Source organism: Pseudomonas sp. GL_090 (assembly GCF_057837765.1).
Window position 1 is genome coordinate 3,359,757 of record NZ_CM174452.1, and the last position, 13,267, is coordinate 3,373,023.

The following is a 13,267-nucleotide window of genomic DNA, read 5'->3' on the forward strand; positions in this document are numbered from 1 at the left end:
TTGGTGGGAAATTTGCATCGTTTTCATCCCGGCTCGGAGTCAAATGTTTTACCAGCCGGGACTGGAAGCAGTGGCTCGTAACCCAGGTACTGCCACGCTCCGAGGAACACGTCAGAGGTGTTTGCGATGAAACTAGATGCCGGAAGGCTCAAACCTAGTCCATTGTCCAAAACCAGGCTGGCGCTGAGTATCTCTGCTGCCGTGATCGTGTTTGGGCTGGGTTTGTCCCAGACCCGGGCAGCCCCCCTCGACAACACCGATCCACCGCCGCCCACCGACCCATCGGCGTTCACCAACCCGCCCGCCGACACCGATGCCGCATTGCGGGACTTGCTCAAGCCGCCTCTCGCAAACGTCGGGGCCTTCGACCTGCCTAATGGTGTGGTCGGTAACCGCCGGACCCCCTTGGTCGACAATGTGCTGCCACCCGATCTGCAGCCCAGCTTCAATATCCCCACCAACGGGAACGCCAGCCCGGTGTTCGGGGTTCAACCGTTCACCCAGAAGCTTGAACTGTTCGAGGAGTTCGGCTCGAACAAACTGGATGCGACCGACCCGCCATCACCCGTTCCGTTTCCGGTTCCGACGCTGGGACCCGCACCGGCGCAAGACCCGTTGAACGTGGCGCGAAGCGGCCCGTCGCCGGCGGAGCTGGATGCCTTTCTCAGGCAGCCGGCCTTGACGCCTTTCCCGACAGAGTTCTCCAATGTGTTGGACCGCAACCCCTGGAAGGCGCAGATCGAGCTTTTCCTCAATCGCCGGGTCGATTCGCCCGCAGAAGGCCGGCCACCGGGAAAAGGCTGGTCGCACCAGCGTTTCAATGAGTTTTTCCCGCGCGACGCCTTCAAGACTGTGCAAGCCGGCGCGCACGTCAACAGCGGCCTGCGTGATCGCATGCAACGGCATAACTACGCCGTGGGGGAATTTGCGCCAGGCGGGCTCTACCACAACACCAACGGCAACCCGAACAACGAGGGCACCACCAAGGGTATTCAAGTGCAGTTTCACGCCAACTTCCCTGTCCAGGACCATAATGCGTTGTGGACCTTCGACGGCACCTTTCCGCCCAAACTGCTTTTGGTACGCTATGGCCAGGCGATGCTGATGCGTCATTACGATGCCTTGCCCATTGACCCGTCCGCCAACCGGGGCTTTGGCCTGCACACCCTCACCACCCATGAACACAACGGCCACACGCCCGCGGAAAGCGACGGTTTTACCAACGCGTTCTTCTTCCCGGGCCAGTACTACGACTATCGCTGGCCGATCCAGTTGGCCGGTTACGACACCATCAACACCACCGCCGAGGACCCACGGGCAGCATTCCCGTGCGACCCCGGTGAAACCCTGTTCGTCAACGATGCAACGCCAGGCCTCAAGACGTGTAACAACGGCACCATCAAGATCCGTGGCGACTGGCGCGAAACCATGAGCAGCCACTGGTTCCACGACCACATGCTCGATTTCACCGCGCAGAATGTCTACAAGGGCAATGCGACGATGATGAACTACTACAGCGCCGTGGACCGTGGCAACGAGGCGGTTGACGACGGGGTCAATCTGCGCTTACCCAGCGGCTCTGGGCTGGGCTGGGGTAACCGCGACTATGACGTCAACCTGATGATCACCGACAAGGCCTGGGACCAGGCCGGTCAGTTGTGGTTCAACCCCTTCAACACCGACGGTTTTCTCGGTGACCAGGTGCTGACCAACTGGGAGTACAAGCCCTTCCTGGACGTACGCGCCCGCCGCTACCGTTTCCGCATTCTCAACGGATCGGTTTCTCGCTACTTCAAGCTGGCGGTGGTGCGTCAGGTCAATGGCAATGGTGGCGAGTTTCCAGGCCTGAACGGCTCCGGAGTTTCCTATGACCGGGTGCCGTTCCACATGATTGCCAACGACGGCAATATCATGGAGCACGCGGTGCCGTTCGATGGCAGCCTGGACCTCGATGGCGACGGTGACACACAGAACCATAACGCCATCCTGCCGATACAGGGCATTTCCGAACGCTATGACATCGTCATCGACTTCGCGAAAAATGGCATCAGCCCGGGCGACAGGATTTTCTTCGTCAACATCGAAGAACATCAAAATGGCAAGCGTCCTGAACGCGACATTCCATTGGCCGATGTCCTCTCCGGGAACTACCTGCCCGTTGTCAGGCAAACCAGCCAGGGGCCACAGTGGGTCAACGGTGATCCGGGCGTGGGCCTGTTCCTGCAACTGAACGTCCAGCCTTACACCGGCCAGGATGTCAGCATGAACCCGGTCGACTTCGAGCCCGCCAAGCCCGGCAAGCCCGAGGGCAAGGTCATGATCCCCCTGCCCTTGCACCGTGATGACCCCGCCGATATCGCCCGGCTTGCCCAGGCGCGGCACCGCACCTTTATCTTTGGCCGCTCCAACGGCACGGATTTTACACCCTGGACGATCAAGACCGATGGCGGCCAAGGCTTCAACATGGACCCGCGGCGGATTTCAGCCGCGCCGCAATTGGCCACTGGCCCGACACCGGCGGGGTTCAAGGGCGAAGGCACGCTGGAAGTCTGGAAGATCCAGAACGGCGGCAATGGCTGGAGTCACCCGGTGCATGTGCATTTCGAGGAAGGGATCATTCTCACTCGAGGTGGCAAACCACCAAGCGAATGGGAAAAAGGCGCGCGCAAGGATATCTACAATATAGGCCGCCATCCCGAGAGTCTCGACAATGTGGAAATAGCCTTACACATCCGTGAGTTTGCCGGTACCTACATGGAACACTGCCACAACACTCAGCATGAGGACACGGCGATGCTGCTGCGCTGGGACTCCGAGCACCCGGGCCAGATCCAATTGATGCCCACACCCTTGCCCAGCTGGGACGGCGTGAAATTCGTGAACTCGGTTGCGCTACCGACATTCCGTACGGGAGATGGTGTCGGGCCACAGGTCGGGGGTCAACGATAACCAGGAAGATAGCAGCGGCAGTGGAGACAGTGGAGACAGCGGAGACAGCGGAGACAGCGGAGACAAAGGCTAGCGTCGTCTGTCGAACGGCTGGTCATGTCGTCAGCAAACGCAAAGAACCGGCTGCATGATCGTTTCAATCCCATAGCCGACTGTCATCACGGTCGGTTATGGGGCGGTAGCTGCCCCTCGTCAGAGGCAGAAACCGGTCAGTAGCGGTCAGTCGCTCAAAACACTTAAAAACCACTGATTGCTAAAGTAATCAGGATCCGAAAATAGCTCACTCGGTCGAAGGGACGGATGCTTTGCTGCCCAAGCGGATCAGTTCATTGGAGAAACACAGGCCGACGATGATCAGTGCCGCTCCCGCGTACAGGCTTTCGCGCGGTACTTCATTGAGCGCCACAAACGCCAGCAGCGCGGCGAACAGTGGCTCGGTCAGCTCCAGCGCCTGCACTTGGGATGGCTTGAGATACTCGATGGCCTTGGTGGTGCAGAAAAAGCCCAGGATTGTCGGCAGCGTGGCCAGCGCCAGCAGCGCGGCGATCGCCAGCGGCGATAGCTCGCCCATCGCGAAACCATCGGCCGCAGCCGGCATCAGCAGGTACAGGCTGCCAAAGAACAACAATTGTCGGGTGAAGTGCAGCCCCCCCGACACCCCCATACGCTTCATGGCAACCGAAAAGGCCCCATAGCCGCAGCCGGCCATGGAGGCGAGCGCAGCACCTTGCAGGGTAAAGCCCTGCTGCAGGTCGCCGCCGAAGATCACCGAGATCCCGGCGATAGCCAGTGCGGCGCCCACGGTAGCGTTCGCTGTGATGGCATCCTTGAGGAAAATGCGCCCCAGAATGATCGAGGAAATTGAGGCACTGGCCATCAGCACCACCACCACACCTGCTGCAGCGTAGTGTCGATAGGCGGACGTTTCGAAATGGAACAGCACAAAGATGCCAAGGAATGCGCAGATAGCCGCCTGAGTCCACTTGGTCGACGCCGCCGGGCGCTTGAGGAAAAACAGTAAGATCGAGAGAAGCACGCAACCCAGTACGGTCTTGATGACGGCGACACTGCTAGCGGTGAAACCATTACTCATGAGTACTTTGCTGAGTACACCGATCGTTGCGTTCAATGCCGCAGCGGAGAGTGCAAATATGACGCCTTTGCTGAAAGTAGATTGCATGGATGACGATCCCTGTCGCTGATTTGTCGTTCGATGGAATGCCGCCCCACATCGACGGCGCAAAGTTTGAGGATACGAAGATCCCACCAACCCCGGTATTTATTCTGGCATAAGCGCTGGATCGCCCAGTAGTCCGCTATTCGCTTTCTTGTCGCCGCCAAGGGAGAAGTCAGCGGGCCTCGCCCTTGGCTATGCAATATGAGTTGACGAACGCTGCAGTGTGCTGCAAAGACTGGCGTATATCCGGTTTGGCTATTCCATGCCTGTTGGCAAATTGCTCGACCGCTGCTGTATCAAAACGAGTGGTCTGGATAAAGTCCAAGGCTTCGGGTTTTGTATTCAAAAACCACGCGACGGGAGGAATACTCAGTAGTAATTTCAGCAATCGGAGTGAAATGTGATGCTTGGGAGATTTTAAGCCCAAAGGTTGTGCCACCTGTATCAGGAGTTCTCGCAAGTTGGGAGTCTGGTCATCAAGCGCCAGCAGTTCCTGGCCCGCCATGGCAGGATCAAAAGCACAAACTGCCACCAGCTCAACCAGATAATCCACGGTGACCAATGGCAGCCAGTGCTCGGCGGTACCGGGCACCGCAGTCAGCTTTCCCTGTACAAGGTTGCGTATCAGCTCCACCAGTGGCTGACCATCAAGGATATGCCCCGTGCGGCTGTGGCCGCAAACCGTCGCGGGGTGGACAACGGTAATCTCCCCGCCCTTGGCGGACATGACCTCCAGGGTCGCAAAATGCGCCTCCAGCTTGCTCCCCTCGTAACCACCGACATGCCGGTAGACGGCAGGCCAATTCGTCAGCTCCGGATAACGAGGATCAATCCCGATGCGTTGCAGATGTTCATGATTTTTCAGCATGTACCCGCCGATCATCACCAAACGGCTTTTTTGCTCAGCCGCCAACAGCGCCACGCGCTTTGCCCCTTCTACATTCACCGCCCGAGAATGCTCCACTGAAAGCCCCCATGCGAAGTGGGCGCCCAGGTGGAATATGACTCTGGCGCGCCTTAGCACTTCTCGGTCAGCAAGACTCAGCCCCAGGTTGTCCCGTTCCAGATCGCCAGCTACGGCAAATACCCGGGTTGCGCATCCTCCCAAATTATCGACTTGCTCCCGCAGCGCAGCCAGTCGCTCCGGGCGACGCATCAACACCCGAATGGTGTGACCTTTTGCACTCAGGTTCGCCACCAAATGTTGACCGACGAAGCCGGTACCCCCCGTGACAAAGCACTCCACGCTCATTTCCCTGTTCCTTGTTTAAGGTGAGAAATCAAGCGTAAACTATCGACCCAACTCTACAGTCAAGCGGTGTTTTCATGAAAATCGGCGAACTCGAGGCCCGAAGCGGCGCCAGCCGCCATACGTTGCGTTACTACGAGCAAATCGGCCTGATCTCACCGCTGCGGCAAAATAACAACTATCGCGTTTACACAGTGCAAACTCTGCAGGATCTGGACTTTATCCAGCGCGCGCAAAGCATGGGATTTTCCCTGGGGGAAATAGGCGAGATTCTGGGTGCGCAGCGGAACAAGCTGATCGATTGTGCTGACGGCGCTAAGCTAATTGAAAAGAAGATGGCAGAAATCAAACAGAAAATCGCCAACCTCCAAAGCATTTATCAGTATCTGGATGAAGAGCGTACAAACCTCGAAGCCAGTGCTGCCAAGCAACTTGAGCTTCAGCGGCTGAACAACTCTTCCAACTGAACTGTCAGCATCCGGGAAACGGAAGCTGCAGCCTGCTTCCAGTTTCAAGCCAATCGCAGGTCCTAGCCGAGCCGATCCCGTTAATATGGGCAAACTGGTCACCTATACAGACATCGAGCCCTGACGCTCTATTTTCGACGTCGATGCCGCTGACCGTATCGTGCCTTACCAAGGTAACTGCCATACGGCCAGATAGCCTGGATATCAGGGTGGTGGAAAACCGCCATGAGGAGACATTGGTTCGGTACGCAACAGCAGTGTGATCGATAGGGCTAAAATCATGACTTTCATCAGATTTGTATGTGCTCGCCCCCTGACCTTCCTGGTCTTGTTGTTCGGGCTTGGATTGGGATGTGTGCCATTCTCTCAGACTTCGGCGTACGAAAACTGCCCTCCCGAGATGAATAGCCGAGCAGGGGCTTTGTTAGTTGATGTACGCGGAGATTGGTCTTCTCTTTTTAAGCATCAGAGCGTCTTCGCTTCTTGTGATGATGGTGAGCTTGGCGAGGGCTACTCTGAAGCCGTGGCGAACCTCTTCGCCCAAAAATGGGATCAGTTTAGTACATTTGTCGCACTTGCAAAAACACACCCCGACTTTAAAAGTTGGGCAATACGACATATCGACGCGACTGTCTCAGATGATGATCTGAATAGGATTATATTAAATTCCAATACATGCATTAATAATACAGCCATGGAAAAACTTTGCAGGGTTATTCGGCAGCGTGCTGCAAATGCCTTGATGGAATCCGAACGGATGCGACGATAACATTTGCGGGATAGTTTCTATGTCAAAGACACTCCATTAAATTATGTTGACCCACTTGGTCGCTATCTGCCAATTTTGAGTCCAGTGCTACCCCTCACAACAGGCGACAATTGGCCAAAAAGAGATGTTCTTGAAAACCGTCGACTGTAATAGATCCATGAGTCTCAAAATCAGAACAACTAACTTCCTGGCTATTCATTTTCTCTCCCCACAGAAAAAACTCTTGAAAAGTTAGCCAAGCACCAATAAAACAGCGCAAACCCATACCCCAAAAGCATAGAGGCCGCGATGCCGGCCGCCCTGTTTTACAATCTATTTCGGGACGTATTTGGACAGGGTCGCCTTAAGTGCCTCGGTAACAAGAGCAATCAGAATTGGCTCGGAGCTCGACTGCATATCTCTACCAATTTCGGATTGCTGTTCTATCACTTTTACCGCGTATTTTGATGCACGGCCTTCAGATACGAGTGATGACAACTCTTCTTGAGAGAATGACTTCTCATAGGCTGCTGCAAGGTTCTCATCCCACTCAGGCTGATACTGCGGCAGCAATGCTTTGATTTCACTAGACACGGCACGGTTTGCATCTGCACTTCCCAGCTTCGTGGCGATCATCACGTAGGTATTCGTTCTTTTCGCTGCCAAAAGTGCAAGGATAGAGAGGTTTCTGCCTATCTGTGCCTGGGCAACGAATGTGCGAGCATCCTTATGAGAGGGTGTTTCAGCAGACACTGTATTTGAAAGCGCGACGAGCACTGTGAGCATGATAGTGGCAGCAGAAATCCTTTTCATTTTCCAGCTCCACAGGGGGGAAATAAGTGTTTCATCAGCGTAGTTTCATCCCGAAGGTTGTGCCACTTAATGACCACTGCTGTGGCAGGCGGATTGAACACGGCGAGACTGTGAATACCCTGGTTGAGGAAACTTGAATCACGCCGGATTTTTAGGCATTACGACGACATGTTCATTCCCTGTAGTAAGCGCTGGCGTCGTCGAGTTTCAACTTCGAGGGTACCGCCTGCTTCGCCGTCTCGGATCCGGTCGACAGGGGTACGCTCTGCGTGACGTTGGCCATCCGGGTGATTTCCACCTGCACTTTATCCTTGCCGAGCAGGTAGTCGGCGAGTTTCTGGGAAAACGGCCAGTAGTTCAGATCGGCTGTCAGGGTCAGCGGTCCGACGGCGTCGGCCGGCACCAGGAAGGAAAACTCTCCGATATCGTAGCCCTTGGGCAGAATGCGGTTGTCCGAGAGAATCTGCGTGGCATTCCAGACCTCGACGTCCAACGGATTGCCGTCCTTGTCGCCGATGTGCACCTTGAAGTTTCGCGTGTTGACCTCGGTCTTGCCATCCTTGATCGACCCCAGACGATAGATCTGACGACCATTGGCATCCTGCACCCGGAAATCGATCCACATTTCCCGGCCCTCGGGAAAGCCGGTCGGCAGTTTGTGCCCGGCGCCGACGTTCGTCACTTTGACGGCTACCGAGGTGTATTGCCCAGGCGTCATGGCTGCCGGCACTTGCTCGAACTTGATGTCCCCGGCACGCGCAAGCATGTCGCGTGCGCGTTGCGCGCCCTCCTCCTGACCGAGATGCTTGAGCATCATCGCGTTGGCACCGCTGAACCAATGCGAGGCAACCTCTTCGCGATCTGGCCCCATGATCGCGGCCTTGCCCGCAAAACCCGGCATGTGGCAACTTTGGCAAGTCACATTGTTGAGGCTGTAGCTGCTCTCCTGCCATTCGTCATAGGTGCGCTCCACCGCCACGCTGCTGAAGGGGTGCGTGACGTTGTGGCAGGTGCCGCAAAAGTCCGAGCGGGTGTGCAGAGCGGAATACACAGTGTCGTGATAAGGCGAAACCGCATCCTTGCGCGGGCCGAACTTGGTCGGTTTACCGTTCGCTCGCGGACTCAGGACATAGGCGCCATTATCGAGGCCCGTGCGGGCACTGATGTTGTGGCAGGTCTCGCAATCGACCCCGGGCATCGGATGATTCCTGGCACTGTCTTCAATCGAGGAGCGGTTGACTTGCGAAGTGATCTGCCCGGTTGTGAGACCGATCGGGGTATGACAGCCGGTGCAGAAGTTATCGACCTTACCCTCGGTGGCCGTACTCGCACGCTTGAGCAAGGCCCGATAGATGGGTTCATCCCAGGCCTGGGACATCATCGATGAACGCCACTGTTTGTAGATCTCCGTATGGCAAGCGCCACAGACCTGGGCATTGTCGAAGTCCTTCACATTCAAGACCAGATTGTCGGTGGTATTGGCCCGATGGGGAAAGAACGGCATCCCGCCAATCACATGCATGAGCCTGGAGCGTGCCGGCTCCAACCACTTCTCATTGCTTTGATTGTCATTGCCCTGAGGCTCGTCCGCCGCCACCAGTGTTACCGCGAGCAGGCAGGTTAGAAAGCACAACCGGTGCAGCACAACCTGCGCACACGTCTGTCTGGAGTGGCTCATGAGCATTTCCCCTGGATGGTTGCCTGCGGTACTTTTATTGAGTAACCCAAGTCTCGAGTCGCCAGAGCTACTTCGTGATGCAAACCGATGGTTACAGGCAATCACTCAATGGCGTACTGACAGTCCCACAGCATCCCGACCCTGCACCTTGCATGAACGGGGCAAGCTCACTCAGCAATTACTCTGCCAGCGTTGTATAAAATGTGCGCGGAGACCTGAAAGACCCGCAGACATAGGCCAACGACTGAAGTAACTGGCTAATGAAGATGTGAATAACGCGGAGCAATAGAACCCATTAGTGGGGGGGCTCACTCCGAAATCGGGGGGGGGTCAGACGGGAGGGCCAGGGCTTCTCTGCGGGGTACCCCTCGGAAAACCCGGCCCAATCACTTTACTCGATACGACTTACTCTCTGTCCTTGGTCGACCGAATGAGACTGCCCCGTAACTTCACGATCGCCTTCTGCATCTGCACGAAGTCGTCGGGATCAAGTCCGGTTTGCGGGAAGCCATCTTCGGTTAGGCCTTCGCGCAGTTTTCGGCCCTCTTTGGTAAGACTGATCCGCACCTGGCGTTCGTCTTCCGGGTCGCGCTGGCGCAGCAGATAACCCATCGCTTCCAGTTTCTTCAGGATCGGCGTGAGGGTATTGGATTCGAGAAACAGCTTTTCGCCGAGGCTGCCAACGGTCTGGTTGTCTTCCTCCCACAGCGCAACCAGGGTGATGTATTGCGTATAGGTCAGGCCGAGCCGTTCGAGCATCGGCTTGTAGGCCTTGCCGAAGGCCAGGTTAGTTGAATAGACCGCAAAACACAGGAACTCGGAGAGTTTGAGATCCAGGGCGGATGTCTTGGCGGTGTTTTTCATGGACGTTCTCTTGGGTCAATCTGGCGAGGCTGAAACTATACGTCGTACGCGATGATATCGGAAGTGCGTATAAACACCGACGGCCGGCCCACCGGGAAAATCCCCGCTGAGCCGGCCATGCAGTGGGTTATGCCGTCAGTACGTTGATATCGACATCAATATTGCCGCGTGTGGCCTTGGAGTAAGGGCAGATTGCATCGGCGGTGTGGGCCAACTCGGTCGCCACCCCTTGGTCCAGCCCCGGCACGCGCAAGGTCAGTCGAGCCTGCAGGAAGTAAGCCGCGCCGGTCTGGCCCAGATCCACTTCAATGTCGACGGCCATATCCGCCGGCAACACGATATTGCGCTCCTGGGCCACCAGCCCCACTGCCGCTGTGTAGCAGGCAGACCAGGCCCCGGCGAACAGTTGCTCGGCTTTCGGGTGCGGCTGCGTGGCGGCAAAGACATGGGCCGGCTGGGTGGAACCAGGAGACGACAGTTCGATATCGAGGTTGCCGTTGTGACCGCCGACACCGCTGTGAGTGGTGTGGGTTTTGCCGGTTGCCAGTACTTTTTCGATTTTGCTCATGGGGACTTCCTCAGAATTTAATATTTCGTGCGATTACATCGCATGCGATATTTGTGCCGTCTAAAAAGACAACGTTCATCAATTGGCGTGTGCAATGATCCAGTTGTTGCCGTTTTGGCCAAGGGAAGCGTGAGCGGTCGAGATAAACATTGTGCGGCGGCTTCCGGTGTTCATGGTTGAGTCTCCAAACGGCCTGGGTTGTCGTTGACTAATATCGCTTTCGATTAGATCGCATGCGATGCGTTGAATATTCAACCAACGCCCCAATGATGTCAAAGCCTATTTTATGCCTTGGCGATGAGCGGTAGACGCGCAATCAACCCGGCAAAAAAACACGGCCATTCGAGCCTGCTCGCGATGAGGCCATCGGCTTCAACATCACCGTTGGCTGATACGCCGCCATCGCGAGCAAGCTCGCTCCCACAGATCTTGCGCCTTAACTGACTGGCATTAGCCATTCGAGCCGGTTTTCCTTGACTGGCTGATACCCACACACAAAAAACCCCTCACAAGGAGGGGTTTGATGTTTGAACGGTTCAGACAGTTTCAACCGTCCTTTCCCGAACTCTCGTCAGCTCAGCGCAGCGCAGGAATTCCTGCAAACATCCAGGTAGATTCCTGGACCGGCGTTGCTTCGTTGCGCTTACGCGCCCACTGAGTCAGCGCCACCATCATCGCAAAGCCGAGCACGATCAACACCGGATAGGCCATCAGCAACTCGGTGAGCGAATACTTCCAGGCCAGCGGTCGACCGACGCCCAGCATGGCGGCATACAGCCAGGACACGCCCGACAGTGCGCCAGAGAACAGGGCAAACATCCGTACATTGACCTGAAGATCAAGCAACGAACCGGCCTTCAACATTGCAGGCAATACATAGCGGTGCAATAACATGCCGTTGAACGTCAGCAACAATACAATAATAACTTTGGCTTGAAGTTTTGGATTGGCAAAATAGGTCATGCCTTTTTCAAGGTAATCAATGCCTATTACCGCAGCTCCGGTGACCCACAAGAATATCAACGCATTGGCAACAGACTTCTGCAGACTGGCCATATGGTCATTATCGTGTCCCGACGAAACACGACCTTTCAATAAATCCTTGACCATGGCGGCATCGCTCGCAAACACCAGGCCGATAGCTACGCAGCAAGCCAACAGATGAACGTACACAACGCCTAAACGCAACAGCTCCATGGATTCTTTCTGGCCGATAAGGCCGATCATTGTATTAATATCCAAGTTTACATCTCCACTTATAGCAGCAGTGCAAAATGACCATGCCCCAGGCATGCGAATTATTTATTCGCATCTGCAAGGTCAAGTTGGCAAAGATTGAAGCAACTAAATAATTTGGTATTACAAGAGAGAGCGACTCGCCCAGCGAGTCAGTGATGACGGCATACTATCACTCCAGGTCTCAGGTAAAAAAAATCCCCATGTGCATTCCATTCAATGCAGATGAGGTATACGTCCATTTTTCTAGTGAGTGCAGCGCGTCCCCAAGGATCCGCCTGCTGGAAATCAGAGCCCAGCATATCCCGATCGTTCAATTTTTGAACAAAAACATCGACAAACGGTACTGTTTCCAGCACCTGGGGATCCCTGCCTCTTTGGCTGAAACCCGCGGCGTTAAGCGGCTGAATCGTTTCTTGTCATATGCCGAAAAAAATACCGCTATTTCGCTGAACTTTCGTCGCCAGACCCGACCAACGGCGAAAATTGCTTCCCGCGAAGGCCTGTGCAAGTTCTCGAAAATGGGCCAACTGGACTCTTTCGACCAGGCTGTCGGCGAGTTCTCCATCGCCGATGCCAATCAAAATGCGAAAGATCATGCCGCGCTGATAGCTGCTGAAAAATCAGGGAGGATCAATGATCAGCGCCCTTCCAGCTTTTTCACGACCTCCTCGGTGGTCATCAGGCCGTTGGCGATGTAGCGGAAATTGACCAGCGCGCTCCCGTATCCGTCGCCGTCAGGCAGCTTCGGGCCAGCGACCGCATCACGTACGACTACCACCTCGAAACCACGCTCCAGAAACTCGCGAAGGTGCGATTCGACGCAGAGATTGGACGCCATGCCGGCCAGGATGATTTTGTCGACCCGCTGTTTGCGCAACTGCAGCATCAGGTCGTTGCTTTGCGGGCCATACAGCTTGTGCGGTGAGGCGACGAGAGTCTTGCCGTCTTCGATGAAGGGCTTGAACTCCTTCATGAAGTCGGCACCCGAATTGCGGAATCCATCCAGCGTCAGGGCACCCTTGCGGTCGAACATGCCCAGCTTGTGCTGAACGGTCTCCGCCGGCGCTTCAAACTCCCACTGATGATCGTGGGGATAGTAGTAATGCGGCGAGATGGCGACGGTCGCTCCGGCCTGCTTGAACGCCGTGAACAGCCGGGTCAGATTCGGCACCAGGTTCTGCTCGGTAACGCTCTGGCCGAAGATTGACCAGCCCGCACCCTCCGGGCTCATGAAGTCGATCTGTGGGTCAATCACGACCAGTGCGGTTCGACTGGAATCCCATTGAAAGGTGGAAGCCGGGAGCGCGGGTTTGGCTGGATCGGCGTAGGGGTTCTCGGCGGCGAAACCGATGCCGGGCGCCATCAGGATCGCCCCCAGCAAGGTGGCGCAGGAGATGAGTCTGGCTGGTTGAATTCGCTTGAAGGTCATTTTGCATGTCCGCAATGTGGGGGTGATGCATTTACGGTACGGCGAGAAGACGGCACGAAATGGACATTTATCCCTGGATTTCGGCC

13 protein-coding genes are annotated in these 13,267 nt (G+C 55.9%); 4 read left to right on the plus strand and 9 right to left on the minus strand.

What is annotated here, in order from left to right; translation table 11 throughout:
* The first annotated feature begins 126 nt into the window (after positions 1–126).
* Positions 127–2,949: a multicopper oxidase domain-containing protein gene (locus tag AC3ITA_RS15025; RefSeq protein ID WP_489277648.1), complete on the plus strand. Its 2,823-nt coding sequence runs from the start codon at positions 127–129 to the stop codon at positions 2,947–2,949.
* A 280-nt stretch (positions 2,950–3,229) separates the two neighbouring features.
* Here the strand turns inward: AC3ITA_RS15025 and AC3ITA_RS15030 are convergent, their stop codons facing one another.
* A complete protein-coding gene (locus tag AC3ITA_RS15030; RefSeq protein WP_008023518.1) occupies positions 3,230–4,129 on the minus strand; it encodes a DMT family transporter in 900 nt (299 codons plus the stop codon).
* A 169-nt stretch (positions 4,130–4,298) separates the two neighbouring features.
* The gene (locus tag AC3ITA_RS15035) at positions 4,299–5,378 is read right to left on the minus strand and encodes an SDR family oxidoreductase (protein WP_489277650.1); all 1,080 of its coding nucleotides are present in this window, start codon (positions 5,376–5,378) and stop codon (positions 4,299–4,301) included.
* A 74-nt stretch (positions 5,379–5,452) separates the two neighbouring features.
* Between AC3ITA_RS15035 and AC3ITA_RS15040 the strand changes: the two genes are divergently transcribed.
* Together AC3ITA_RS15040 and AC3ITA_RS15045 are read left to right on the plus strand one after the other, a co-directional pair.
* Positions 5,453–5,842, plus strand: coding sequence for a MerR family transcriptional regulator (locus AC3ITA_RS15040; RefSeq protein WP_489277651.1), 390 nt, complete (start codon positions 5,453–5,455; stop codon positions 5,840–5,842).
* 280 nt (positions 5,843–6,122) lie between these two features.
* A complete protein-coding gene (locus tag AC3ITA_RS15045; protein WP_150672537.1) occupies positions 6,123–6,611 on the plus strand; it encodes a hypothetical protein in 489 nt (162 codons plus the stop codon).
* 312 nt (positions 6,612–6,923) lie between these two features.
* Here AC3ITA_RS15045 and AC3ITA_RS15050 read toward each other — a convergent pair whose 3' ends face one another.
* From AC3ITA_RS15050 to AC3ITA_RS15075, 6 genes are all read right to left on the minus strand, one after another.
* Entirely contained in the window at positions 6,924–7,403 is a 480-nt protein-coding gene (locus AC3ITA_RS15050; RefSeq protein WP_489277653.1) for a hypothetical protein, read from the minus strand.
* 172 nt (positions 7,404–7,575) lie between these two features.
* Entirely contained in the window at positions 7,576–9,081 is a 1,506-nt protein-coding gene (locus AC3ITA_RS15055; protein ID WP_489277655.1) for a multiheme c-type cytochrome, read from the minus strand.
* A 405-nt stretch (positions 9,082–9,486) separates the two neighbouring features.
* Positions 9,487–9,945 (minus strand): MarR family winged helix-turn-helix transcriptional regulator, encoded by a 459-nt coding sequence (locus tag AC3ITA_RS15060; RefSeq protein ID WP_414928751.1) that lies wholly within the window; start codon positions 9,943–9,945, stop codon positions 9,487–9,489.
* A gap of 127 nt (positions 9,946–10,072) precedes the next feature.
* Entirely contained in the window at positions 10,073–10,513 is a 441-nt protein-coding gene (locus AC3ITA_RS15065) for an Ohr family peroxiredoxin (protein WP_414928752.1), read from the minus strand.
* A 284-nt stretch (positions 10,514–10,797) separates the two neighbouring features.
* Complete coding sequence (locus AC3ITA_RS15070) at positions 10,798–10,971, minus strand: hypothetical protein (RefSeq protein WP_414928753.1); 174 nt, start codon at positions 10,969–10,971, stop codon at positions 10,798–10,800.
* A gap of 118 nt (positions 10,972–11,089) precedes the next feature.
* Complete coding sequence (locus tag AC3ITA_RS15075; RefSeq protein WP_095942082.1) at positions 11,090–11,740, minus strand: hypothetical protein; 651 nt, start codon at positions 11,738–11,740, stop codon at positions 11,090–11,092.
* Between the two features lie 167 nt (positions 11,741–11,907).
* Between AC3ITA_RS15075 and AC3ITA_RS15080 the strand changes: the two genes are divergently transcribed.
* Entirely contained in the window at positions 11,908–12,450 is a 543-nt protein-coding gene (locus tag AC3ITA_RS15080; protein WP_489277657.1) for a hypothetical protein, read from the plus strand.
* On the opposite strand, the gene AC3ITA_RS15085 is transcribed toward AC3ITA_RS15080, so the two are convergent.
* Positions 12,390–13,181 carry a cysteine hydrolase family protein gene (locus tag AC3ITA_RS15085; RefSeq protein WP_489277659.1) on the minus strand — a complete coding sequence of 264 codons (792 nt, stop codon included), beginning with the start codon at positions 13,179–13,181 and terminating at the stop codon, positions 12,390–12,392. The genes AC3ITA_RS15080 and AC3ITA_RS15085 overlap by 61 nt on opposite strands.
* Positions 13,182–13,267: the final 86 nt, after the last annotated feature.

What these genes read in the sequence shown, in the direction of transcription:
- AC3ITA_RS15040 (WP_489277651.1), top strand. Translation starts at nt 5,453, where the DNA reads ATGAAAATCGGCGAACTCGAGGCCCGAAGCGGCGCCAGCCGCCATACG.
- AC3ITA_RS15035 (WP_489277650.1), bottom strand. Translation starts at nt 5,378, where the DNA reads ATGAGCGTGGAGTGCTTTGTCACGGGGGGTACCGGCTTCGTCGGTCAA.
- AC3ITA_RS15075 (WP_095942082.1), bottom strand. Translation starts at nt 11,740, where the DNA reads ATGATCGGCCTTATCGGCCAGAAAGAATCCATGGAGCTGTTGCGTTTA.
- AC3ITA_RS15080 (WP_489277657.1), top strand. Translation starts at nt 11,908, where the DNA reads ATGACGGCATACTATCACTCCAGGTCTCAGGTAAAAAAAATCCCCATG.
- AC3ITA_RS15050 (WP_489277653.1), bottom strand. Translation starts at nt 7,403, where the DNA reads ATGAAAAGGATTTCTGCTGCCACTATCATGCTCACAGTGCTCGTCGCG.
- AC3ITA_RS15030 (WP_008023518.1), bottom strand. Translation starts at nt 4,129, where the DNA reads ATGCAATCTACTTTCAGCAAAGGCGTCATATTTGCACTCTCCGCTGCG.
- AC3ITA_RS15025 (WP_489277648.1), top strand. Translation starts at nt 127, where the DNA reads ATGAAACTAGATGCCGGAAGGCTCAAACCTAGTCCATTGTCCAAAACC.
- AC3ITA_RS15045 (WP_150672537.1), top strand. Translation starts at nt 6,123, where the DNA reads ATGACTTTCATCAGATTTGTATGTGCTCGCCCCCTGACCTTCCTGGTC.
- AC3ITA_RS15070 (WP_414928753.1), bottom strand. Translation starts at nt 10,971, where the DNA reads ATGGCTAATGCCAGTCAGTTAAGGCGCAAGATCTGTGGGAGCGAGCTT.
- AC3ITA_RS15065 (WP_414928752.1), bottom strand. Translation starts at nt 10,513, where the DNA reads ATGAGCAAAATCGAAAAAGTACTGGCAACCGGCAAAACCCACACCACT.
- AC3ITA_RS15060 (WP_414928751.1), bottom strand. Translation starts at nt 9,945, where the DNA reads ATGAAAAACACCGCCAAGACATCCGCCCTGGATCTCAAACTCTCCGAG.
- AC3ITA_RS15055 (WP_489277655.1), bottom strand. Translation starts at nt 9,081, where the DNA reads ATGAGCCACTCCAGACAGACGTGTGCGCAGGTTGTGCTGCACCGGTTG.
- AC3ITA_RS15085 (WP_489277659.1), bottom strand. Translation starts at nt 13,181, where the DNA reads ATGACCTTCAAGCGAATTCAACCAGCCAGACTCATCTCCTGCGCCACC.